We start from the raw sequence: 22201 nt of genomic DNA, 5'->3' as shown, positions 1-22201 counted from the left end.
TTTAAGGTGGAATTTCCTTTTATCTTGATGGATTATTGTCGCATCTAAGAAAAATAATGAGAGAGATATAAGATGAGAGTGGCGATTCTGGATGACTATCAAAATGCTGTAAAAGACTTGTCGTGCTTTGAGCGTTTAAAAGATCACGATGTGCACATTTTCAATGAAACTTTTTTGACTGTGGATGATTTGGTTGATCATCTTGTGGGTTTTGATGTGCTTGTCTTGATTCGTGAACGTACTGTGATCACCGCAGAATTATTATCTCGCTTACCGAATTTAAAGCTGATTAGCCAAACAGGAAAGGTCAGCAATCATATTGATGCCAAGCTTTGTAAAGAATACGGCGTGGCGGTTGCTGAAGGTGTTGGTTCGCCTGTTGCGCCATCTGAACTTTGCTGGGGGCTTATTATGTCAGCCAGCAGACATATTCCTTCTTACGTTTCCCATTTCACACAAAATCAATGGCAGCAAGCAGGCTCACTTGGCTTAGGTCGAGTATTAAACGGTTCTGTACTTGGGGTTTGGGGATATGGAAAAATCGGTCAACGTATTGCTCAATATGCTAAAGCTTTTGGGATGAAGGTGACGGTTTGGGGAAGAGAAGCGTCCAGACAGTTAGCGCAGGAACATGGCTTTTTAGTCGCTTCATCTAAAGCCGAGTTCTTCCAATCCGCCGATGTCATTTCCCTGCATTTAAGACTCAACGACGCCACAAAAGCTTGTGTTACGGAAGAGGATTTAGAGCAAATGAAAGAAGGCGCTTTGTTTGTTAATAGCAGCCGTGCTGAGTTAGTGGAAAGTGGCGCCTTGTACCGAGTGATGTCGGCGAATCCATCTAAACAGGCTGCTGTTGATGTATTTGAAACAGAGCCTGCCAATACGCAAAACGAGCCTTTATTGTCTTTGCCAAATGTAGTTTGTACACCACATATTGGTTACGTAGAGAAAAGCAGTTATGAACTTTACTTTAATATCGCCTTTGAGAATGTCGTCGCTTTCGCTAAAGGTGAGCCTCAAAACCTTGTATTCGACCTTTAAAGGAATGAACTGAATGTCGTCTAATCCAACATCTGTTGCTCATGATCAAATTCATTTGCCTGTTTTATCTTCACCCCTCGATGGAAAAACCGCGAAAACAGGCGCTTCTGTTTTTACTGACAAAGGATATTCCTTAGAAGACTACAATGGCTTGTTTATTACAGACAGAATAAATGCACTGAACTTTCGTCACCGTATGAGCCAGCCCGGCTATTTCAGTTCATGGCATGTGGCGGGCGATCCTACCTTGATTATTGTTCGTTCAGGCACATTACGAATCACATTACGTAATGGCGATTATCGAGATTTTGCCGCTGGCGACATGTTTATTGCTCAAGACTATCTGCAAGACAATGAAATCTTTGACGATGACATTCATGGTCACACCGCGGAGCTAATAGGTGACCATCCTCTGCTTGCGGTGCACATTAAGCTATCCGCAAGAGAAGACGAAACGGCTGTAATCTAAATCGCTGTAATCCAAGGTTTGCTCACCACTTGAGCTGGCTTTCGTTGCATGATGATCTCGCCATGACGTACTGACAATAGAACTTCCCCTTGTTTGCGCAGTACGCTGTAATCGTCAAATCCTTCCAACAGTATGAAGTTAGCTGGATGGCCCACTTTGATGCCGTAGTTTTCTAAACATAACGTTTTTGCGCTGTTATCGGTGATCATATCAAGGGCGCTTTCGTAGTCTTTATAGCCCATCATTTGGCAGATGTGCATGGCAAAGTCTAAGGTGCGCAGCAGTTTGCCATTGCCTAGCGAATACCAAGGGTCAAAGATGGAGTCCTGCCCTAGGCACACATTGATATTGGCGCCACGTAGTTCTTTGACTCGTGTCACGCCACGGCGTTTAGGATAGGTATCAAATCGGCCTTGAAGATGGATGCTTTCTGTTGGGCAGGAAATGAAGTTAATCCCTGAGTTTTTTAGCAAGCGGAAAAGCTTCGAGCAATAGGCGTTGTCGTAAGAATGCATGGCCGTTGTGTGGCTCGCGGTGACTTTGTGACCCATTTCATGAAACAAAGCTTCGCAAGCAAGAAACTCTAGAAAGCGAGAGTTTGGGTCGTCAATTTCGTCACAATGAACATCAATTAGTCGGTCGTATTTTTTAGCCAGTTCAATGATCTTTTTGACGGATTTTTCGCCTAGTTCTCGCGTGTATTCAAAATGAGGAATGCCACCGACCACATCCGCGCCTATTTCTAGCGCTTCTTCCATGAGTTTTAAGCCGTTTGGATAAGACAGCATGCCATCTTGAGGGAAGGCCACAACTTGTAAATCAATTTTGTCTTTTAGCTCATCCCGCAGTGCGCACAAGGTGCGAACCCCAACCAAAGTTGGGTCTGTCGTGTCTGCATGAGTACGAATGGCTTGCACACCGTTTTGTACCAACAGCTCGATAGTAGAAAGGGCGCGTTGACGAATATCCGCTTCGTTCAACATTGGCTTACGCTGGCTCCAGCGTTCAATTCCCTCAAAGAGCGTACCGCTGTGGTTCCATTCGGGTTCGCCAGCGGTTAGTGCGGCATCAAGATGAATATGAGGTTCCACAAAAGGCGCGCAGACGAGGTTGTTTTGTGCGTCTATTATTTCTGCTATTCGTTCTGAACCAGAAGGGAGGGATGTATCTTGTTTCTCTATTTTGCTAAAGCAGCCGTTCTCAATATGTAAGGTAAACAGTTCTGGTTGCTGGCGTAAACGGGCGTTAATAATCTTCATAGGAAACCTCAATCTTTGTCATCATCAAGTTGATCTGTGTGTTCTGCAATATCGTGATGATGGAATAATATTTGTTCAATCAGTAAAGCGTTCTGCAAGTTGAGCCGTAAAAAAGGATCTTGCAGCGAGTACCCTAAACGCTGTTCTATTTTGCCAAGACGGTAGCTTAGGGTATTTCTGTGAACACCCATGGCATCCGCAGTATGTTGTTGATGACCAAAATGGTTGAAGTAATGGCCAAGAGTGGCTTTCATTTCTAAAGTTGCGTTGTCACGAGCAAAGCAAAGAGAACCTAAATGTTGTTTGCAGAAATCGGCCAATAAACCACGGTTTGGAATGGCTGCGTACAAACGGGCTATGCCCAGTTGTTCATAAAAGAAGATGCGTTGATGTTGGTGCTTCACAGCAAATTGCAAAGCTTGGCGCGCTTGTTCAGTTGCGTCTGCTAGTTTGTCTAAGCCTGTTTTTCGTTCACTGACACCGATACATAACACCAATTGCGGAAAGCACTTTTGCAACAGGGTGAGCACTTGAGCGAGCTCGTCATAAAGCTCTGTTGTGTCTGAGCCTATGTCTGTAATTGGCCAAATGGCTAACAGGTCTTTTTCATAGTTCAGTACTGGCCAATCTATGTTTCTGCGTTTGAGAATGCTACCTAGGTATTCTTCTAGTTCTTGGCGCACATGGAGTAACTGGTGTTGCGTAGTGACTGTTTCCGAGTCGATAGGGTTTATTCTAAGTGCTAATACGGAGAAGGGATTCGTATCGCTAATACCTAGATCACCGGCTCGTAAATGGATCAATTCAGGTGCTTGATCAAAGCCATTAATCAGTTTGGTCAAAAAAAGGCGAACAGATTTGCCTAATAAATTACTTTGTACAATAGCGTTACTGATCACTTCAGTGACGAGAACCATTTTTAAGCTGTAAGGTTGCTCTAATAAAGGCAGTTTGTGTTTATTTGCCAATTCTAGAACGCTGTTGGGAATTTGTTGTATAAATTCAGGACCAGTCAAAATGACCAGTCCTGCAACGTTGCTGTGTATAGCTTCTTCCACCAGTTGGCAAAGATTTCGTTCCGTGCGTCGATGATTAATGCCAGTAACAAACACCAACTCACCGCCGCTCACCCAAGGTTGGATCGTATCGTTCTCTGCCACGTAAGGCCAACGCACAATACGCTGCCCTCCAGTTAAGCCGGCCCGAAAACGAATGCTTTCAAGACCCGGTAAACGTGGGATATCTGCACAGCAAATGCTCATTAACTTCCTAATACTGCTTCTGTTTTAGATTGGAATACAGAGGTTAAAACACCGTAGACAATAATCGCAACAAACACACCCACAATTGGAGGAACAACAGGCGAAAAGTAAGCTGCTGAAGAAGCTACTGCGTAAGATCCAAGACCCAGCCAATTAAAGTTGGGTAATTTTGACTCGCTCAATAATGGGTACTGGCCTTTATGACGTAACCAAAAGTCCGCCATGATAACGCCACCGATTGGAGGAATAAAAGTACCTAATAAAATCAGGAAAGGAATTAAGAAATTATACATACCAAATACAGCCATAATCGTACCAATGGCAGCACCAATCACAGTGACTGTTCTTCGTTTGTCAGTACGAATTAGGTTGCAACCTGCTACCGCGAAGTTGTAGATCGTATTGTCTTGTGTTGTCCAAATATTCATAAACAACATTAGAACCGCCAACACTAAGAAACCTTGTGCCAACATAACATCAACAATGTCTGCTTGTTGATAGATGAGTGTGCCCAATGCGCCGGTAAAAACCATAAGGCCATTGCCGATGAAGAACGCTGCTAGAGTTGCCCAAACAGCGACTTTGCCGCTGCTGGCAAAACGGCTCCAGTTGGTTGCTTGTGTACCACCACTGATAAATGTACCAATCACAATAGTAACAGCGGCCGTGAAGCTTAAGCTTTCTATGGGCTCAATACTTAATAAAGCAGACATGCCGCCTATATCAACTAGACCTGTGTATAGGCTAATCAAAATAAAAATCAACATCAGTGGAACAGCAATACGAGATAGGATGTCCATGCCTTTAATACCGATCATCGCTGTAACACAGAAAGCCATACCGAATAAAATCATTAAAGGTGTTTGCCATGCTTCTGGAATGCTGGTGATTTTGACCAAGACAATGGCAAGTGTTGCGGTTCCCCATGCGTACCAACCAATTTGAGTGAAACCAAGCACAAAGTCGGATAACTTGCTGCCGATCTCACCAAAGCAAAAACGTCCCATCAAAACGCTGTTCAAACCACTTTTATAAGCTATAAAAGCTAAAGCAGCAGCATAAGTGCCTAGTAATAAATTACCAACAAAAATTACTAGGAGTAACTCAGAAAAAGAAAAAGCTGTGCCTAATGTTCCACCCGCCCACATGGTGGCAGTGAAAAAGGTAAAGCCGAGCAAAATGAACGCCATTGGTAATAAACCACTGCGTTTGTTTTGCGGTACCTCAGTTAATGGATAATCGGATTGCGTCATGCTCATCTCCTATAATAAATAGGCCAACATAGCCTTTAGGTTAGGTGTGTAAAATGCGGATTTGTACTTCCCCGTACTTGTAAGCAACTAATGAACCAATTTTATGTCACATAAGGGGAGCAAAATCTTTTGTGGCGAGATAACGAAACAATATTGGAAATGATTAGGCGCTTTATACAAGAATGGAGTTTTAATGATTCGCTATAGGGATATTTTGTATTGATAGCGTGCGCTAATAAGTGGCACTAAGTAAGCAGTAATGAATGGCCGTAATCTGTGAGGAGTTATTCAGGCTATCGGAATGTTAGTTTTTATTTATTAGTTAGATGGGTTGCTAAAGGTTATAACTATATGCAGTCAAATGAAACAAATAACTAAAGCAAGCAGGAGAGTCCCTTATGTCTAATGAAGGCAAGTGTCCATTTAATCATGGTGCCACTGCACCAGCACCTCAGTCTGCCGCTCGCGGTACATCAAATAAAGATTGGTGGCCAAACCAATTGAATGTAAACCTTTTACACCAGCACTCTCAAAAATCTAACCCAATGGGTGAAGACTTTGATTATGCAGAAGAGTTTAAAACATTAGATCTTGAAGCTGTACGTCAAGATTTATATGCGTTAATGAAAGATTCACAAGACTGGTGGCCGGCAGATTACGGGCACTATGGGCCATTTTTTATTCGTATGGCCTGGCATAGTGCAGGAACTTACCGTACCTCTGATGGGCGCGGTGGCTCAGCGTCAGGCACTCAACGTTTTGCACCATTAAACAGTTGGCCTGATAATGTTAACTTAGACAAAGCACGTCGTTTGGTCTGGCCAATCAAGCAAAAATATGGACGTAAAATCTCTTGGGCCGATCTGATGATTCTTGCAGGCAACTGTGCCTTAGAGTCAATGGGATTAAAAACCTTTGGTTTTTCTGGTGGTCGAGTTGATATTTGGCAACCAGAAGAAGACGTATATTGGGGTTCTGAAAAAGAATGGCTTGAAGAAGGACGTTACGCAGAAGATCGTAACCTAGAAAAACCTTTAGCAGCGGTTCAAATGGGTCTTATTTATGTTAACCCAGAAGGCCCGAATGGTGAGCCAAGCGTGCTAGCATCAGCTCGTGATATTCGTGATACATTTGGCCGCATGGCCATGAACGATGAAGAAACCGTCGCTCTTATTGCTGGTGGTCATACATTTGGTAAAGCTCACGGTGCAGGTGATGCCGCACAAGTGGGTGATGATCCAGAAGGGGCAGGCATTACAGAGCAGGGTTTTGGTTGGAGCAACTCACAAGGTACCGGTAACGGTGCTGACACTATTAGTAGTGGCCTTGAAGGTGCTTGGACGAATACGCCAACTCAATGGGATAACTCATTCTTTGATATTCTTCTTGGTTATGATTGGGATATTGTAAGAAGTCCATCTGGTGCTATTCAATGGGTGCCTACTGATGAGTCAGCGGCCAATGTTCCTGATGCTCATGATGGCAGTAAGAAGCATCTACCAATTATGTTTACAAGTGATTTAGCGTTACGTATGGACCCTGAATACGGCAAAATTTCTCGTCGTTTTCATAAAAATCCAGAAGAGTTCGCAGATGCATTCGCCCGTGCTTGGTATAAATTAACACACCGTGATATGGGACCAGTTGCTTGTCACCTTGGGCCTTTGGTGCCAAAAGAAGAGCTTGTCTGGCAAGACCCAGTTCCTGCAGTTACTCATGAGTTAGTTGATGAAGTAGATGTTGCGGATCTTAAAGTGAAAATATTGGCTTCTGGTTTATCTGTATCTGACTTGGTATCAACAGCTTGGGCATCTGCTTCTACATTCCGTGGTTCAGACAAGCGTGGTGGTGCAAATGGTGCTCGTATCCGTCTTGCTCCACAAAAAGATTGGGAAGTGAATCAGCCAGAGAAATTGGCGACGGTATTGAAAACGCTTGAAGCGGTTCGAGCTGAATTTTACCGAGATAATTCTGCTAAACAGATTTCGCTTGCTGATTTAATTGTTCTAGCGGGTTCTGTCGGTGTTGAAAAAGCGGCGAAAGCAGCAGGTAAAGACATTACTGTGCCTTTCACACCAGGTCGTACTGATGCTTCTCAAGAACAAACAGATGTAGAGTCATTTTCTGTGCTTGAGCCAATTGCGGATGGCTTCCGTAATTACCAAAAAAATAAATACACAGTATCCACAGAAGAATTGCTGTTAGATAAGGCGCAGTTGTTAACTTTGTCTGCTCCTGAAATGACAGTATTGGTTGGTGGTTTACGTGTATTAGGTGCGAATACAGAGCAATCTGCTCACGGTGTTTTCACACAAACACCTGAGACATTAACAAATGATTTCTTTGTTAACTTACTGGATATGGCGACCAAATGGGCAGCTGTATCTGAAGAAGAGGAAGAGTTTGAAGGCCGAGACCGTAAAACGGGTGAAGTGAGATGGACAGCCACTCGCGCAGACTTGATTTTCGGATCAAACTCACAGCTTCGCGCTATTGCTGAAGTGTATGCTTGTAATGACTCGCAAGATCGTTTTGTGCAAGATTTTGTTGCAGTATGGACGAAAGTAATGGAGTTGGATCGTTTCGATCTAGCTTAATCTCCTAGAGTTGCCAACAACTCTAAAGCCTCACAGCTGCAAAGGTTGTGGGGCTTTTTATTACCTTTTAATGTATAAAGCCGTTTTCAATACCCATAAAAAAACCACAGCTCATTCAAGCTGTGGTCTTGGTACCCCGATGAAAGCTTTTTACTATTCTAGGTTTTGAACTTATTTGTTACGTCTTGAATCAGTTTTGATTGCTCTTCCAAACGAGTGAATTGTTGATTGGTTTCTTCAGAGCTACGTCCAATGGATTCTGCGATGTCCGCAATACCGCTAATATTTTTTGCCATATCATTAACGACAGTAGATTGCTGGTTTGCTGCAGTAGATACATCAATATTCATATTGGTCAGATGCTTAATTGACTCGGAGCTTGAATGAATAATCTCCGTGATTGCGTCCATTGCTTCAATAACAGTGCTTCTTTGCTCTGTTGTATTTGCCATATCCTGAATGGTCTTTTCCGCACTGGTTTGCAGCTTGTCTAATATGGTTTGAATTTGAACTGTACTTTCTTGGCTACGCTGAGCAAGGTTGCGTACCTCGTCTGCAACCACTGCAAAACCACGACCAAGTTCACCAGCACGCGCGGCTTCAATAGCAGCATTCAACGCAAGTAAGTTCGTTTGCTCTGAAATGCCTTGGATAACGCCTAGAACGGAGTTGATTTCCTCAACATTGCCGCCAAGTTCTTGAATAGAAGTTTCTACTTCACCTAAAACGCTGTTTAAGGCATTTAGCTCATTACCAGACACTTGTACTTGTTTAAGTACATTCTGCACTTCAGCATCGGTATTTTCGGCAGAGGTTCGTGTTTTTTCTGCGTTGTCAGCAATTTCCATTGCTGTCGTTGACATTTCTTCAATGGCGGCTGCGGTACTAGTGGTTTCTTGCACTTGTTTATCGGATGACACAGCAAGTATCTCATGTTGTTCACGAGATACTTTCGCCACCTCATTAAGTTGATCACAAGCACTTTTTAAGAGAATGATATCGTTAGCCATAGAGCCAATGAAGCGATTAAAGTTCTGAGAGATATCATCTAAGATGTCTAATGAACTGTTTGGTAGTTTCGTCGTTAAATCACCTTCACCATCTGCTAAGTCTTCTACTGCGTTACGTAAAGAATGCAATGCTTTTAACATGGCTCGAATAGAGAAATAGACGACGCCTGCAACAAGAGCGGATAAAACTAATATTACGAGGAAGTTTTGCATTAGGCCATTTTGCTTGGATTGGCTTAATGATGTATCGATCTTATCGAGTACAACTTCTGTACCATCAATGAAAAAGCCTGTCGCAATAGCCACTCCCCATTTAGGAACCCAAACAGCATAACTGTATTTTTCAGATGCTTCCGTTTCGCCTTTCTTAGGGAAGAAATACGTGGTAAAACCTTCGCCAGATTTTGCCGCGGCTATAATATTTTGAACTAAATAATTGCCAGCTTTATCTTTGTTGTTGATGAAGTTTTGACCGATTCCTTTGTTAGAACCACTCATCACAAGGGTGCCTTCTTCATCATAAGCAAATATGTAACCAATACCGTTGTCATAACTGTAACGGTGCAAAAGGTCTAAGCCTGCTTTCATGCCTTCTTTGCCTGGCATGTCTATGTAAGGCTTTACAATGCTTAAAGATGAATCTATAACGGTTACAAGTCGGCGTTTTTCTACTTCAATAATGGATTCTTCTGAAATATTTGAGACATCTTGTTGAATGCCATCTAATGTCTTTATTTGCATAAATACACCCACTGTTGCTACTAAGAGAAATGGGGCGAAAGCAAACATGTATATTTGAGCTTTTAGTGAACGAAACATAAGGAATACTCCAAAATACAAAGATAAATAATACCCTTAATACTTATTCTTTGGTATTTAAATCATATTTAGCAAGCACATAATTATAGTATTTTTTAAGAATAAGAAAGTATCACTTACAAATTATGACAAGTAATTGTTTTAGGATGATTTAAGCTTATAGGAAGTGAGAAAAATGCGTCATCTGAACTCGAAAGGTGACTATTAATCATTCAAATGAAATGAGCTTGTACCTTATCTGCGCGCTCTAAACGTTTTAAGAAAAGCTGGAATTATGAAGTTTCAAGGATTAAATGCTATTGCATTGCTAGAAGGTTTCAAAGGGATACTGGCGCTGTTTGTTGCGGTTAGTGTGAACGCACTCGTTGGAGAAGACCTTAATCAACTTGTTTTGGAACTGATGAATGAGTGGGGGATTTCTCCTGCAAATCATTACTCTAAAATCATTTTGATGATGGCAGAGAAAGTGTCTAGTAATAGTTTGATTCTTGTCACTGTCGTGGCGCTTACCTATGGCATTTTCCGTTTTATATTGGCGTATGGGCTTTGGAATCAGCTCATTTGGATTGAATGGTTCGCTTTTATTACCGCGTCACTTTATATACCTTTTGAGTTGTATGCCATCTATCAAGATCTTAATGTTTTTAGCGTGTCGGCATTGTTGATAAACCTGGTTATTGCTGGGTATTTATTTCGTGTTTTAAAGCGTGTCAAAAAAGTAACTGTGGCTCGTGTTTAAGACGATTCTGCAAGAGCGGCTTGATTTTTTATTTTGTACTCTTCATGCAGAGGAATAGCGGTCTTTTTCTCTTTTGAAAAACAAACACATCGTATTTAGAGTTCGTTGCTTCATATTGATGCTGCGATTCCTCAATCTTCCAAATTGAGTGTGCACTTCGAGAACAACAGCAAAATAGCCTTCTGTCTTGAAGTTGATATTTATATTGACGGCTGCTCAAGCTAAATCTTGCTTCATCAAATCTGTACCAGCACTAAATTTATCAAAAAATACCTAATGACATTCTTCTAAAAACTCTAAATAGCAAGCATTGTTAATGTGTTGAAAGACATCTAAATGATAGCCTCGGACTTTGATTTGAATAATGTTTAGCATGGTTCTTCCTTCTTATCTTGACGTAAAAAGATTACTTTTCTTTATAGAAGAGATATATGGAAAAATCGCTCAAATTTACTGACATGTTATCGACTTAAACTGACCCGTTTTGTGCTTTAATCTCATCATATTTTTCGTGATATCACCTCTATTAAGGCAAACAGCATGAATTTAGATAAATCTAAAAAGCGTATCGCAAAGAAAGTAAAAATGGGTTTCAAAGGCTATCCACAAGTAACATTTTCTTACTTTGGTGAAACCACAGAGAAAGCGACAGAAGTGGTTGTGACATTTGTTTTAGAGGAAGGTGCAGAACCACAAGAGCAGCGATTTTCTAGCCAAGAAAATGTACGTGAAGACGAAGTAATTCAATCTGCGTTAGTGAAAATCATGGAACGTACAGACGCTAAAACAGTACTGGAAATAGAAGGGACGGCTGTTTCGAATTGATGATGCCCAGTGTCGTTATAAGTTAAGGAGTGAATCGCAACTAGTTCGCTAAACACCTTTTTAGTTGACCGTATAAGTTACACTTGTATAAATAACTCTTGTAGGTGGTTTTTGTCTTTATAAGGAATGCATGCATTTCTTATACTGCCGCCATTTGTCTAGGGCTCCTAAGTCAGCTCACTAGTAACTCCAGATACTTTGTGTTGACAGAAAAGTAAAACAGACGTCTAATGATACTTATTCTCATCTTTGTTTTGCCATGAAGAAGTTATTGCATGTCTCATAGTTCAACCCTAAAAATGCAGCAGGACGCGATGCATTCTTTATACAAAGACAACCATAGCTGGTTATATTCATGGATTCGAAAACGCTTAGATAATCAATTTGATGCCGCAGATTTAGCGCAAGATACTTTTTTGCGAATTCACTCCAGAAACGATGTTGATAAGATTGAGGAGCCACGTGCTTATTTGGCTGTGGTTGCTAAAGGTCTGGTCAGTCATTTTTACAGGCGGAAATCGCTTGAAGAATCCTATTACGAGTACTTAGAAAAACAGCCTGAGTTTGTTACTTCTTCTGCAGAAAGCCAGCTGATCATATTACAAACATTAGAAGAGATTGATGCACTGTTAAATGAGATGCCCAAGAACATTAAAAGTGTATTCCTAATGTCGCAAATAGATGGCAAAAAATATCAACAAATAGCAGATGAAGTCGGCATATCATTGGCTACAGTTAAACGATATATGAAGCAAGCTTATGTGCAGTGTCTTATGTTAATGGAGAGTGATCTCTTTGAGTAAAGTATCTAAAAAAAGCATGCATGAGGCTGCGGACTGGCTTGTTAGGCAACAAGAAAAGGAGCTGACAAAAGCTGAGGGAAGGGAATTTGAACTCTGGCAACACTCTTGTGATAGTAATCGATTGGCTTGGCAACGCGCACAATCTTTTATAAGTCGAGTGGACAGTTTGCCTAAGGATATTGCAGGTGCTGTTTTAAATCGCCCAGATGATGAGTCTAGACGTTTTCATATGAGGAAATTGGCATTACTTTTAGTGTCAGGGCCGTTCTTGTGGGGAAGTTACAAAGTAGTAGAAAGTCAGCATTGGAGTGCAGATTACCGTACAGCGAAAGGCCAAAAAAAGCAGGTTACTCTACCGGATGGAACCATAGTAACCCTTAATACGGCGACAGCGTTTGATGCTTCTTTCGATCAAAATAGGCGTTTATTATCGCTACGGGAAGGTGAAATAGAAGTGAATGCGCCATCTACTCATTATAACGGTGTTGCGTCATTTACTGTGAAGACAAAAGAAGCGGTTTTATCACTGCTCGATACAAACCTTACCGTTCGGAAATATCGTGATTTTACACGTGTAGGCGTCATTGAAGGTCAGGCTTTGATTAGTCCTATAGTCACTAATAATGTTAGCGATAGTAGGTTGGAAGCAGGGTTGCAGGTAGATGTATCAAACGATGGTGTTTTATCAAAGAAGCCGTTACTAGCGGGGACAACTTCATGGCTGGCTAATATGCTGGCTGTTCATAATATGCCGCTCAATACCTTTATCGAAGAACTCTCCCGTTACCATACTGGTTTATTTAGGGTATCCCCTGATATTCAAAATATCGAAGTCTCAGGGGCTTTCCCTGTTAAAGACATCAATATTGTATTCAATATGCTTTCCAACACCTATCCAATTAATATCAAACAGAACCTAAGCCGTTATTGGGTCACCCTAGAGGCGGTTTAAGTTCCTCACCTAATTTGTGTCATTAAAAACTAAATGAAAATATTTTTATTTTTTTGACACTTTTTTTCTTCTCAAGTGGCTTATTAGTTAGATAACTCTGATAACTCATCGAAAGGAAGTGGCTGTGTCTACCCGAAATAATGTGTTTTTAAAAAATCGCTTACAACAAGTAATGGCAACTACATTAACGTGCAGTAGTTTGCTGATGCTATCAAGTTTCCATTCTTCTGCTATGGCTCAAGAGAGCTTAGCGCAAGAAGCTACTCAGGTACTAAGTATTGAAGCAGGAGACCTTGGAAAATCATTAATTACTTTCACGGCTCAACATAATATCGCTCTCTCATTTGACCCTGCTTTGACTCAAGGTGTCAAAAACCCTGCAGTATCAGGGAATATGTCTCCCATGGAGCTAATAGCACAGCTTTTGTCATCGACTGATCTCATGATGGTTGCGAATGCAAACGGTACATATAGCTTAGTACCTCGTACCAGTAGTGCTTCGAATAATGGCTCAGCTCAGTTGGAAGTCTTGATTGTCACGGGTGAGAAAGTAAATAAAGACATTAAAGATACGACAGCAGCGGTTACTGTTATTAGTGGAGAAGACTTTTCTAATGGTGCTGCACAAAAGGTAAATGATGTCGCAACGTCAGCACCCAATGTCATCAGTGCAGGCTTTGGTACCATCAATATTCGAGGCATCAATGGCAGTGGGGCAACAACTGGTTGGTATGCAACCCATAGTGGTAGTAGACAGCGTATCAATACGTCTATTGATGGTGTTGCCGATGCATACACAGGGTATAACTTTAGCCCTTCAGGTGTATGGGATGTTGATCAAATTGAGATCTTCCGAGGCTCACAGTCCACAGCTCAGGGAGAAAACTCCATTGGTGGAGCGATTACGATTAATACAAATGACCCGACCTTCACCCCTGAAGCTGCTGTCCGACTTGGTTTGGAAACTTATGAAAATGGCAATGTGATGAAAAACTTAGCCATCATGTCATCTGGTGCAATCACGGATGATTTAGCCTATAGAATTGCTGCTGATGGCGCAGATGGCAAAGGTTTTATGACCTATGACGGTGAAACAGACAGTGTCCCTGTCGATCCAGAAGAATCTACAAACCTTAACTTTCGCGGTAAATTGTTATGGAAGCCCACGTCAAGCGATGATTTCACTATTAAGCTAACAGGTAATCGTAGAGAAGCGGATGGTAACTATCTAAACTGGGCTAACTGGAGCGATGGTACAGGGTATGAAGATGAAACTTATACGCTGAGTACAGCTGATCGTAATAACGTTCGTATTCATGATTCACAGGTAAATAACCTATCTGCAGAGGTTAACTACCTATTCAGTAATGGTATGAAAAGTACCACTATACTTTCATCGAGTAGCCAAACGAACCAGTTCGCATCTTATCCAGACCTTGAATACTATGAATTCAAAGATGCCACTAACACAGTTGAAAGCAGACTATCATTTGCTCCATCGAATTCCCCTGTAAATGGCTTTGTAGGTGTTATGCTTGCTGATAGAGAAGGCTCATATGATATTGATAGTGGGTCGACTATTGGTGAGATTGATGAAACGCGAATTGGTCTATTTGGCTCTGCAGATTATCAAGTAACGGATAAAATGACGCTTATCTTTGGTGGCAGATTGCAGAGAGAAGAACAAGATCGCTACTATGAAAAAAGCGATGCAGCATTAATTGACAACTCTATTACTGAAACAAATTTATTACCTCAGCTTGCAGTGACTTATGCGGCCACAGAATCAACAACCGTGGGTCTATCTGTTCGTAAAGGCTATAACTCTGGAGGCATCGGGTATGACGATGGTTACTCTGTAGCAGAAAACAAAACAGCAGAAGCTTATTCATATGACTCAGAAACAGTATACGGATATGAGTTCAGCTCTAAAACTAAGTTCCATAATGGCTCAACTATAAATGCTGCATTATTCTATAACGCATACGATGGGTATCAGGCCGCTTCGGATAATAGAATTAGAAATGTAACAGAAGCTCATACTGCAGGCGTCGAGATTGAAGTTACGCAGTGGTTAACAGACAACCTAGAGACCCGACAATCAGTTGGTTACCTGACCTCTAAAATTGATGAAAATAGTAGTTACGAAGGGAATGAGCTATCAAATGCCCCTGAACTTAACCTCTCTCTTGGCTTCACTCAATATATTGGCGACAGTTTGAATTTTGGTGCAGACCTTACTTATGTTGGTGAGTATTACTCAGACTTAGATAATACAGATGATTACAAAGCGGGTAATTACGCTATAGTCGATGCTAATGTCGACTATGAAGTAGGAGACTTTCTAATTAGTGGTTATATCAAAAACTTAACAGGTGAAGATGTAACTTACCTTGTAAACGGTGGTTCACGTGTAGCGATTGGTCAAAGCCGCACAATCGGTGTGAGCGCAACTTACCGTATGTAGAGTTAAATATTTCCTTTTATATTTTGGGGCTTTCGAGCCCCTTTTTTAGGTTGATCTATTTATATTTTCTGCAATTGATTGATAGTGCAGATAAAGAGATGAGAGTGAATTTTGGCCAGTAAAATGCTTTTAAACATTGGAATACAGCATGATGTTGGTAGTCAGATTTGGTGGAAAGAGCTTTATTCCATAGGGATGCCGATTATTCAGCATCAAGATGCGAACCAGTGTTTGGTTACATTGATTTGGCAAGATCCAGAAGGAAATGAAAACACATCCACAACTGGCAGTGTTTTGCTTGATGTAAATTCAATAACAGATCATCACAGCTGGGAGCCTGAATGTTTAAATCGAGTGGTTGGCACAGATGTCTGGTTTGGTCAGTTAACCGTAAATTCAAAGTGGCGCGGTAGTTATTCTTTTATTCCTCTTCAGGCTCATCAGCTTCCAGAAATCATAAAAGAGCAAAACGACGGCTCACGAGAAGCCCAACGATCTTGGTGGGTCGATGTTGCTCAACAGCAAGTGCATGATGCGCTTAATCCTTTGCCAGTGCAGTTAACGGGTTGGGGACGGAGTTCGCCACTCCATTTACCAAACGCGCCAGCAGAACTTGGTTGGGAGGAGAGAGATAAAGGGCAGCTTGCTACTGTTTCGACGGATAAAATCTTATCCATTAAATGGAAAAGTCAGATTCTTGGTAATCAACGTGATTGTCAGCTTTTCTCAATAGCTAAGGGGGATGCACCATTAGTTATTTTACTTGACGGTCAAAAATGGGGGGAAGAAAGTGGCGCTTTAGCCGTATTGCAATATTTAACAGAACAGAAACTTATCGCACCAGCTCATTATCTTTTAGTGCCTTCCATTGATGGTCAAACCCGTTGGAAAGAGCTGAGTTGTCATAAGCCTTTTTGGCAAGCGTTGGTTGATGAGTTTTTGCCAGATGTAGAATCTGAATTAGCAAAAGTAGGCTCTAGCATTTCTGATTATATTGTTGCTGGTCAGAGTTTAGGTGGGCTTTCTTCTCTGTATGCAGGGCTTCAGTTTCCTGAATATTTTTCTAAAATTATCAGTCTTTCGGGTTCTTTTTGGTGGCCAGAGAAGAGTCGAATGCTTTCCCCTAAAGCCGAACAAGAGTTGGATTCCTTCTCTTCTCTAGCTCCTCCAGAGAACAGTTTGGCAGAGCTGATTCAAACAGGTAAGTCTTCGGTTAAACATCTAGAAGCTTTTCTAACGGTTGGTCATGGTGAGCAAGACATGTGTTTGTACAATCGGATGACCTATGAAGCAATAAAACGGCAAGGTGGAAAAGTATCGCTTGATATTGTTTATGGTGGGCATGATTGGCTTTCATGGCGATCTGGTTTGATGAATGGCCTGATGCACTTACTTCCTAAAAAATAATCCAACTATCATATGTCTAAAAAAAATATCCTGTTGGATTTTACTTTATTAAAAACCAACACTCACTTTCGCGCTATTTTCATTGCACGCTTAATGTCTGTTTTGGGCATTGGTATGTTGAATGTGGCGGTGCCTGTACAAATTTATGAATTAACGGGGTCGAGTTTACAAGTCGGCTATGCGGTAGCGCTTGATGGCATAGGAATGTTCATTGGTCTTATGTTAGGCGGAATACTGGCCGATCGCATGGACCGTAAGTATCTGATCTTATTTTCACGATTCATCTGTGGTGTTGGCTTTGTGTTATTGGCAGGCAATACGTACCTGTCTGAACCGAGCCTTTTTGCGGTCTACGCTATTTCCCTATGGGATGGATTCTTTAGTGCTATTGGTATGACGGCACTCATGGCGTCTATTCCGAATTTAGTTGGACGAGAAAACCTACCAACAGCAGGCGCATTAAGCATGCTGATTGTACGAATCGGTTCTGTTATTTCTCCAGCGGTAGCGGGTGTCATTATTGTGGCCTATGGCGTGACATGGAACTACACCTTAGCGGCCATTGGTACCCTTTGTACGCTTATCACGTTAGTAACCTTGCCAAATATGAAACCTCAAGGCAGTGGCCCAGAAGAACGCCCTTTGAGATCTTTATTTGATGGCTTTTCGTTTGTGTTTACTCATAAGGTGATCCGAGCGGTAGTGGCGCTTGGTACCTTGGAAGCCATGACTAAATCGATTCGTATCTTATTCCCAGCTTTGGCGGCAACGGCGTTTGGTGGCGGTGCTTTTGAAGTGGGTTTGATGTATGCAGCGGTGCCTGTTGGTTCTGTTATTGGCGCCTTGACCAGTGGTTGGATTCGTCAGCTAGAACGCCCTGGTATGATGATGCTGATAACCGCCTTTATGTCTTTCTTGTGCGTCGCTGCACTAGGTGTAATAGGCCATTTATTTATTATGCTGTTTGCCCTAGCTGTATTTGGCTACTTTGGTTCTATCGGCGGTTTGTTGCAGTATTCGATTGTGCAAGGCCATACGCCAGACAATATGTTAGGGCGTATGGGGAGCTTCTGGACAGCACAAAGTGTAGTGGGTGACACCGCTGGAGCACTTGGTATCGGCCTAATCGTTAAAGTGTTGTCACCTGTATTAGGCTTGGTCACACTTGGTTTAGGTTGTGCTGCAACCAGTTTACTCATCAGCAAAGCAGCAAGGACTCTCAGAAAAGCGAGCCTAACGGACACGAGTATTTGTTCAGCAAAGATTGAATCAAATAAAAACTAAAGTTCGACTTTTTAAGTCGATATCCAAACCGTTCTGATGGTAAATGCAATCAAGTAACCTTACTTTCTCCCTTTAGGGATAATTAAAGGTGTGTTGGAAATAGGGTCATTTATAATCAAGCAAGGTAAGCCAAATACGCTTTCGATGAGTTCCTCATTTACGATGTCATTTGGTGTGCCTGTGGCAATAATTTGTCCTGCTTTCATGACAATTAGGTTGTCAGCATAACGGCAAGCATGGTTCAAGTCGTGAAGTACCGCGACGAGCGTGTGACCTTGTTGGCGGTTCAAATCTTGAAATAAGTCCAATAATTCAATTTGGTGAGCGATGTCTAAATAAGTTGTTGGCTCATCTAACAAGAGTAACGGTGTTTTCTGAGCAAGTGCCATCGCCACCCAAACTCGTTGTCTTTGTCCACCTGAAAGCTGATCAACATTATGGAAAGCGAACTCTTCTACGTTTGTGGATTTCATCGCGGCATTCACAGCATTTTGATCTTCTTCTCGCCAAGGTTGAAACCATTTTTGGTGAGGGAAGCGACCACGAGAAACCAAGTCGACCACTTTAATGCCATCGGGTGCAATGGCGCTTTGAGGTAGAAGTCCTAATTTTTTGGCAACCTCACGAGTGGCGAGATCATGAATGTCTTCTCCGTTTAGTAATACTCGACCAGATTGAGGTGCAAGCAGTCGGCTCATAGCACGCAATAAAGTCGACTTACCACAACCATTTGGGCCAACAATGACACTAAATTTTCCTTCAGGAATTTGAACGGAAAGATCTTTGGCGATGACATTTTGATCATAACTTAGAGTGACGGATTCTGTGGCGAGTGAAATGGCCGATTTTGATGTCATAACTTACCTTCTCGCATAATTAAATAAACCAAATAAATGCCACCTAAACTGATGGTGACTAAGCCGACAGGCAAAGTGGAACCTTCCCAGCCATGTTGTGCGATAAAGTCTGCACAGAGCAATAAGAGAGCACCGACAAGTGCGGAAGAACCCAAAGAAACATTGGCGCTCTTTTCTAATCGGCGAGCAATTTGTGGTGCAGCCAAAGAGATAAAAGCGATTGGACCTGTTACGGCCGTTGCGACTGCGGTTAAAGCGACACCGACAAACATCAACACAAGGCGAGATCGATTGACTGATACACCCAATGCGGCGGCTGTATCATCGCCCATTTCGAGTAATCTCATTCGTGTGTTCATGAGAAAAGCACAGACTATAAAAGCACTGATTAAGGCCGCTGCGGGCAACACGCGAGACCAAGTCATACCGTTTAACGTCCCCGCACTCCATAAAGCAGCCGTCATGGCAGTTTCCAATGAAACAGTGAGAGACAACCACTGATTGAATGCAGTCAAAGTCGCGCTGATAGCAATGCCAACTATGATAAGACGGAAGCCAGAATGACTATCTCGGTACGCGAAAATATACACAAGAATGGCAGAAAAAAGCCCACCTAAAATTGCTCCCAAAACACTCATCCAATATAGGTTGCCAAAAACCGCGATTGATATGAGAACGCCCGTAAAAGCGCCTACATTAAAGCCAGTGATATCTGGGCTACCTAATGGATTACGAACTAAGGATTGAAAAACCGCACCGCTCACACCAAGCCCAGCGCCAATGATTAACGCCGCAAATAAGCGAGAGGCCCGCCATTGCCACACTACAATAGATTGATAGCGATCAGCTTCGCCCGTCAGTAAAAGCCATATATCTTGCTGATTTTTAAAAAGGTGGCCATCAATGAAAAGTGTGGCGAAAACCAATAACAAAGTTAGCAATAACAGGATGATTTTAGATGGTTTGATAATCGTGTTTTTGACTGCCTGGTGCTTGATAGGCGCATGGGGAAGTGTGTTTTTCATAAGCTGGTGGCCCCTTTCCTACGCACGAGATAAATCAAGATAGGTGCGCCAATAAAAGCAGTCACAATGGAGACTCGGAGTTCTCCGGCAATCACAACTCGCCCGATAATATCGGCAACCAGCAAAAGACAAGGAGTGAGAATAAAACTAAATGGAATGATCCAGCGTTGGTCTGGGCCTACCATCCAGCGGGCAATGTGCGGCATCATTAAACTGACAAAAGCAATGGGGCCAGCCGCTGCGGTGGCGGCGCCACACAGTAGGGTAATTGCCAATAATCCCAGTAACTGTACGCGAGCAGGATTACTGCCAAGCGCAGACGCTAAGGAATCTCCCAAGCTAAATGCGTTCAATGCCGGTGTGATGGCGACAGCTAATAAAGAACCAAAAAGCACGACAGGAGCAATGAATAATGGGACGGATAATGTTCGAATGTCTAAGCTGCCAACCACCCAAAAACGGATTTGATCAAAGGCGTTAGGGTTAAACAAAGTAATGGCCGAGCTTAAACCGCCGAAGACTGCGCCAATGGCAATTCCTGCCAGTGTAAGTTTCAGCGGGTCGGTTTTTCCTCCGCCAATGCTGCCAACAAAGTAAACTAATAAACTAGCGAGCAGGGCGCCGAACACGGCATAAACGAAAAATTCAGAAAGTTGTGTCGCACCTAAAAATACAATCGCAATAGAGACCGCTAAGCTGGCACCCAAATTCACACCTAATATTCCAGGGTCCGCAAGAGGATTTCGAGTAATAGCTTGAATAAGAGCGCCAGAGGTTCCCAATGCCATTCCAACAAATAAACCATTTAAGGTTCGAGGCAGGCGACCTTCAAGAATGATGGTTTCCGCCAGACCATGCTCTTTGCCTATCAGCACATTCCACAGAACTTGAGTTGACAGTGGTTTTGCGCCAATGCATAAACTGGCGATCATGATCAGTAATAGCAGACTAATAGAAACCAATAGCCAGATGTATTTTTTTTTAGCAGAAGCGTATTCGCTATTGGCCATTTTCGGAGCGTCCAAAGAGATTCTGTAATCGTGTTAGTAAATTACTAGCGCTGTAATAATCTAGTCGGAATGTATCGTTACCCACGGCAAAAACTTGGTTGTTTTGAATCGCGCTTGATGACTGTAAATAGTTATTGTTTTTGAGTGCTTGCTCTCTTTCCTGAGAAGCCGAGAAGAGTAAAACTGAGTTGCCATTCACTGCGTCTGGGAAGCGTTCACCTGTAGCGATAATAATATCGTCACGTAATCCCATGCTGATGTTGCCTTTTATTGATTCTGGCACTTCAGCCAGAGTGAATCCGAGCTCTTTTAATAAGCGGCCTTGAGCCGATTTGGCTGTCCAAATATTCCCGCCTGTATCGTCTCGATAATAAACCATGGCTGTGGTCGGTTGAGGTGGCAGAGTAATCTTACTTTTCGTATCTGCGACTTTTTGCTCAAAGTCTTGAATCACGCTTTTTGCTTGTTTTTCTAAGCCCAATAAATCCCCAAAGATTTGAGCTAATTGCATCCAACTTTTGTTGTCATAGCCTATTACCAAGGTTGGTGCGATGTCTTTTAGTTGATCGTACAGCTTCATGGCAGAATCGCCGCCTGTCGCAGAAATAATGATCAATTCTGGGTTGGCTTTAATAATTGCTTCGGCGTTTGGTTCGGTTTGGTAAAGCGGAATGACGCCTCGCGCTTCCGCGATGGAAGCCCATTGGCGCATAAAGCCTTGTCCTGATGCCACGCTTGTATTTGGCATAGTGGCGCCGGAAGCGACTAATGGCGCGTCGATTGCGAGTAAAGTGCCAGAAAGTGTCACGCTGGTGGAAACAATTCGGCTTGGGGCTTGTTCAAGCGTTAATAAGCCTTGGCTTGTCATGATGCTTCTTGGCCAACCTTCAGAGGCTTTTTCGACTTGATCGATGGCCAGAATGTTATTTGAAGAGGTATTGTCCGTCGGAGGTTGAGTCTCTTCTGGCGCTTTGTCACAGCTTGCTAAGGCGAGTACAGCCATAAAAATTAGGAAGACTCGACCAAAATAGGCGTAACGGCGGATCATATTGAAGACCTTAAATACAAATAAATGAGCGCACTATTATATATAGGAGATGAGTTGTTTTATACTCTTGATAA

The 22201-nt window shown here is 42.3% G+C and carries 19 protein-coding genes; 10 read left to right on the top strand and 9 right to left on the bottom strand.

The annotated features are described in order from the left end of the window. Window positions 1-72: 72 nt before the first annotated feature. Together ABFY09_RS03110 and ABFY09_RS03105 are read left to right on the top strand one after the other, a co-directional pair. Window positions 73-1041 (top strand): D-2-hydroxyacid dehydrogenase family protein, encoded by a 969-nt coding sequence (locus ABFY09_RS03110; protein ID WP_347982834.1) that lies wholly within the window; start codon window positions 73-75, stop codon window positions 1039-1041. A 13-nt stretch (window positions 1042-1054) separates the two neighbouring features. After that, entirely contained in the window at window positions 1055-1510 is a 456-nt protein-coding gene (locus tag ABFY09_RS03105; RefSeq protein WP_347982833.1) for a hypothetical protein, read from the top strand. Here ABFY09_RS03105 and codA read toward each other — a convergent pair. The 3 genes from codA to codB are packed head-to-tail and all read right to left on the bottom strand — an operon-like array spanning window position 1507 to window position 5284. Further along, the gene (gene codA / locus ABFY09_RS03100; protein ID WP_347982832.1) at window positions 1507-2769 is read right to left on the bottom strand and encodes a cytosine deaminase; all 1263 of its coding nucleotides are present in this window, start codon (window positions 2767-2769) and stop codon (window positions 1507-1509) included. The genes ABFY09_RS03105 and codA overlap by 4 nt on opposite strands. Before the next feature lie 8 nt (window positions 2770-2777). After that, entirely contained in the window at window positions 2778-4031 is a 1254-nt protein-coding gene (locus ABFY09_RS03095) for a PucR family transcriptional regulator ligand-binding domain-containing protein (protein WP_347982831.1), read from the bottom strand. Beyond that, entirely contained in the window at window positions 4031-5284 is a 1254-nt protein-coding gene (gene codB / locus ABFY09_RS03090; protein ID WP_347982830.1) for a cytosine permease, read from the bottom strand. The genes ABFY09_RS03095 and codB overlap by 1 nt, the downstream gene beginning before the upstream one ends. A gap of 398 nt (window positions 5285-5682) precedes the next feature. Here codB and katG point away from each other — a divergent pair, with 398 nt between their 5' ends. Further along, the gene (gene katG, locus ABFY09_RS03085) at window positions 5683-7881 is read left to right on the top strand and encodes a catalase/peroxidase HPI (RefSeq protein WP_347982829.1); all 2199 of its coding nucleotides are present in this window, start codon (window positions 5683-5685) and stop codon (window positions 7879-7881) included. A 158-nt stretch (window positions 7882-8039) separates the two neighbouring features. Here katG and ABFY09_RS03080 read toward each other — a convergent pair whose 3' ends face one another. Further along, window positions 8040-9710 (bottom strand): methyl-accepting chemotaxis protein, encoded by a 1671-nt coding sequence (locus ABFY09_RS03080; protein WP_347982828.1) that lies wholly within the window; start codon window positions 9708-9710, stop codon window positions 8040-8042. 274 nt (window positions 9711-9984) lie between these two features. On the opposite strand from ABFY09_RS03080, the gene ABFY09_RS03075 reads away from it, so the two are divergent. Next, window positions 9985-10449 (top strand): DUF2127 domain-containing protein, encoded by a 465-nt coding sequence (locus ABFY09_RS03075; RefSeq protein WP_347982827.1) that lies wholly within the window; start codon window positions 9985-9987, stop codon window positions 10447-10449. Between the two features lie 273 nt (window positions 10450-10722). Here the strand turns inward: ABFY09_RS03075 and ABFY09_RS03070 are convergent, their stop codons facing one another. Next, entirely contained in the window at window positions 10723-10824 is a 102-nt protein-coding gene (locus ABFY09_RS03070) for a hypothetical protein (protein WP_347982826.1), read from the bottom strand. Between the two features lie 165 nt (window positions 10825-10989). Between ABFY09_RS03070 and ABFY09_RS03065 the strand changes: the two genes are divergently transcribed. The 6 genes from ABFY09_RS03065 (at window position 10990) to entS (ending at window position 18187) form a co-directional block, all read left to right on the top strand. After that, window positions 10990-11274 carry a hypothetical protein gene (locus ABFY09_RS03065; protein ID WP_347982825.1) on the top strand — a complete coding sequence of 95 codons (285 nt, stop codon included), beginning with the start codon at window positions 10990-10992 and terminating at the stop codon, window positions 11272-11274. Between the two features lie 275 nt (window positions 11275-11549). Beyond that, the gene (locus ABFY09_RS03060; RefSeq protein WP_347982824.1) at window positions 11550-12077 is read left to right on the top strand and encodes a sigma-70 family RNA polymerase sigma factor; all 528 of its coding nucleotides are present in this window, start codon (window positions 11550-11552) and stop codon (window positions 12075-12077) included. Then, the gene (locus ABFY09_RS03055) at window positions 12070-13029 is read left to right on the top strand and encodes a FecR domain-containing protein (RefSeq protein ID WP_347982823.1); all 960 of its coding nucleotides are present in this window, start codon (window positions 12070-12072) and stop codon (window positions 13027-13029) included. The genes ABFY09_RS03060 and ABFY09_RS03055 overlap by 8 nt, the downstream gene beginning before the upstream one ends. Window positions 13030-13153: 124 nt before the next feature. Next, on the top strand, window positions 13154-15496 hold the full coding sequence (locus ABFY09_RS03050) for a TonB-dependent receptor (RefSeq protein WP_347982822.1): 2343 nt from the start codon (window positions 13154-13156) through the stop codon (window positions 15494-15496). A gap of 123 nt (window positions 15497-15619) precedes the next feature. Beyond that, a complete protein-coding gene (fes, locus tag ABFY09_RS03045; RefSeq protein ID WP_347982821.1) occupies window positions 15620-16903 on the top strand; it encodes an enterochelin esterase in 1284 nt (427 codons plus the stop codon). A gap of 12 nt (window positions 16904-16915) precedes the next feature. Further along, window positions 16916-18187, top strand: coding sequence for an enterobactin transporter EntS (gene entS / locus ABFY09_RS03040; RefSeq protein WP_347982820.1), 1272 nt, complete (start codon window positions 16916-16918; stop codon window positions 18185-18187). Between the two features lie 59 nt (window positions 18188-18246). Here the strand turns inward: entS and ABFY09_RS03035 are convergent, their stop codons facing one another. From ABFY09_RS03035 to fepB, 4 genes are read right to left on the bottom strand one after another with little or no spacing between them, the layout of a single operon-like run. Then, complete coding sequence (locus tag ABFY09_RS03035; RefSeq protein ID WP_347982819.1) at window positions 18247-19044, bottom strand: ABC transporter ATP-binding protein; 798 nt, start codon at window positions 19042-19044, stop codon at window positions 18247-18249. Further along, complete coding sequence (locus tag ABFY09_RS03030) at window positions 19041-20069, bottom strand: iron chelate uptake ABC transporter family permease subunit (RefSeq protein WP_347982818.1); 1029 nt, start codon at window positions 20067-20069, stop codon at window positions 19041-19043. The genes ABFY09_RS03035 and ABFY09_RS03030 overlap by 4 nt, the downstream gene beginning before the upstream one ends. Beyond that, window positions 20066-21079 carry a Fe(3+)-siderophore ABC transporter permease gene (fepD, locus tag ABFY09_RS03025; RefSeq protein WP_347982817.1) on the bottom strand — a complete coding sequence of 338 codons (1014 nt, stop codon included), beginning with the start codon at window positions 21077-21079 and terminating at the stop codon, window positions 20066-20068. The genes ABFY09_RS03030 and fepD overlap by 4 nt, the downstream gene beginning before the upstream one ends. Next, window positions 21069-22127, bottom strand: coding sequence for a Fe2+-enterobactin ABC transporter substrate-binding protein (gene fepB, locus ABFY09_RS03020; RefSeq protein WP_347982816.1), 1059 nt, complete (start codon window positions 22125-22127; stop codon window positions 21069-21071). The genes fepD and fepB overlap by 11 nt, the downstream gene beginning before the upstream one ends. Window positions 22128-22201 lie beyond the last annotated feature (74 nt).

It is taken from the genome of Marinomonas sp. 5E14-1 (genome assembly GCF_039939215.1).
GTDB lineage: Bacteria > Pseudomonadota > Gammaproteobacteria > Pseudomonadales > Marinomonadaceae > Marinomonas.
This window is presented reverse-complemented; position numbering and strand designations above follow the sequence as displayed.

Bases quoted from the DNA above. Each gene is read 5' to 3' on its own strand.
- ABFY09_RS03095 (WP_347982831.1), bottom strand. From the start codon at position 4,031: ATGAGCATTTGCTGTGCAGATATCCCACGTTTACCGGGTCTTGAAAGC.
- ABFY09_RS03060 (WP_347982824.1), top strand. From the start codon at position 11,550: ATGTCTCATAGTTCAACCCTAAAAATGCAGCAGGACGCGATGCATTCT.
- fepB (WP_347982816.1), bottom strand. From the start codon at position 22,127: ATGATCCGCCGTTACGCCTATTTTGGTCGAGTCTTCCTAATTTTTATG.
- ABFY09_RS03030 (WP_347982818.1), bottom strand. From the start codon at position 20,069: ATGAAAAACACACTTCCCCATGCGCCTATCAAGCACCAGGCAGTCAAA.
- ABFY09_RS03075 (WP_347982827.1), top strand. From the start codon at position 9,985: ATGAAGTTTCAAGGATTAAATGCTATTGCATTGCTAGAAGGTTTCAAA.
- codA (WP_347982832.1), bottom strand. From the start codon at position 2,769: ATGAAGATTATTAACGCCCGTTTACGCCAGCAACCAGAACTGTTTACC.
- ABFY09_RS03110 (WP_347982834.1), top strand. From the start codon at position 73: ATGAGAGTGGCGATTCTGGATGACTATCAAAATGCTGTAAAAGACTTG.
- ABFY09_RS03080 (WP_347982828.1), bottom strand. From the start codon at position 9,710: ATGTTTCGTTCACTAAAAGCTCAAATATACATGTTTGCTTTCGCCCCA.
- ABFY09_RS03070 (WP_347982826.1), bottom strand. From the start codon at position 10,824: ATGCTAAACATTATTCAAATCAAAGTCCGAGGCTATCATTTAGATGTC.
- katG (WP_347982829.1), top strand. From the start codon at position 5,683: ATGTCTAATGAAGGCAAGTGTCCATTTAATCATGGTGCCACTGCACCA.
- ABFY09_RS03105 (WP_347982833.1), top strand. From the start codon at position 1,055: ATGTCGTCTAATCCAACATCTGTTGCTCATGATCAAATTCATTTGCCT.
- codB (WP_347982830.1), bottom strand. From the start codon at position 5,284: ATGACGCAATCCGATTATCCATTAACTGAGGTACCGCAAAACAAACGC.
- fes (WP_347982821.1), top strand. From the start codon at position 15,620: ATGCTTTTAAACATTGGAATACAGCATGATGTTGGTAGTCAGATTTGG.
- ABFY09_RS03035 (WP_347982819.1), bottom strand. From the start codon at position 19,044: ATGACATCAAAATCGGCCATTTCACTCGCCACAGAATCCGTCACTCTA.
- entS (WP_347982820.1), top strand. From the start codon at position 16,916: ATGTCTAAAAAAAATATCCTGTTGGATTTTACTTTATTAAAAACCAAC.
- fepD (WP_347982817.1), bottom strand. From the start codon at position 21,079: ATGGCCAATAGCGAATACGCTTCTGCTAAAAAAAAATACATCTGGCTA.
- ABFY09_RS03065 (WP_347982825.1), top strand. From the start codon at position 10,990: ATGAATTTAGATAAATCTAAAAAGCGTATCGCAAAGAAAGTAAAAATG.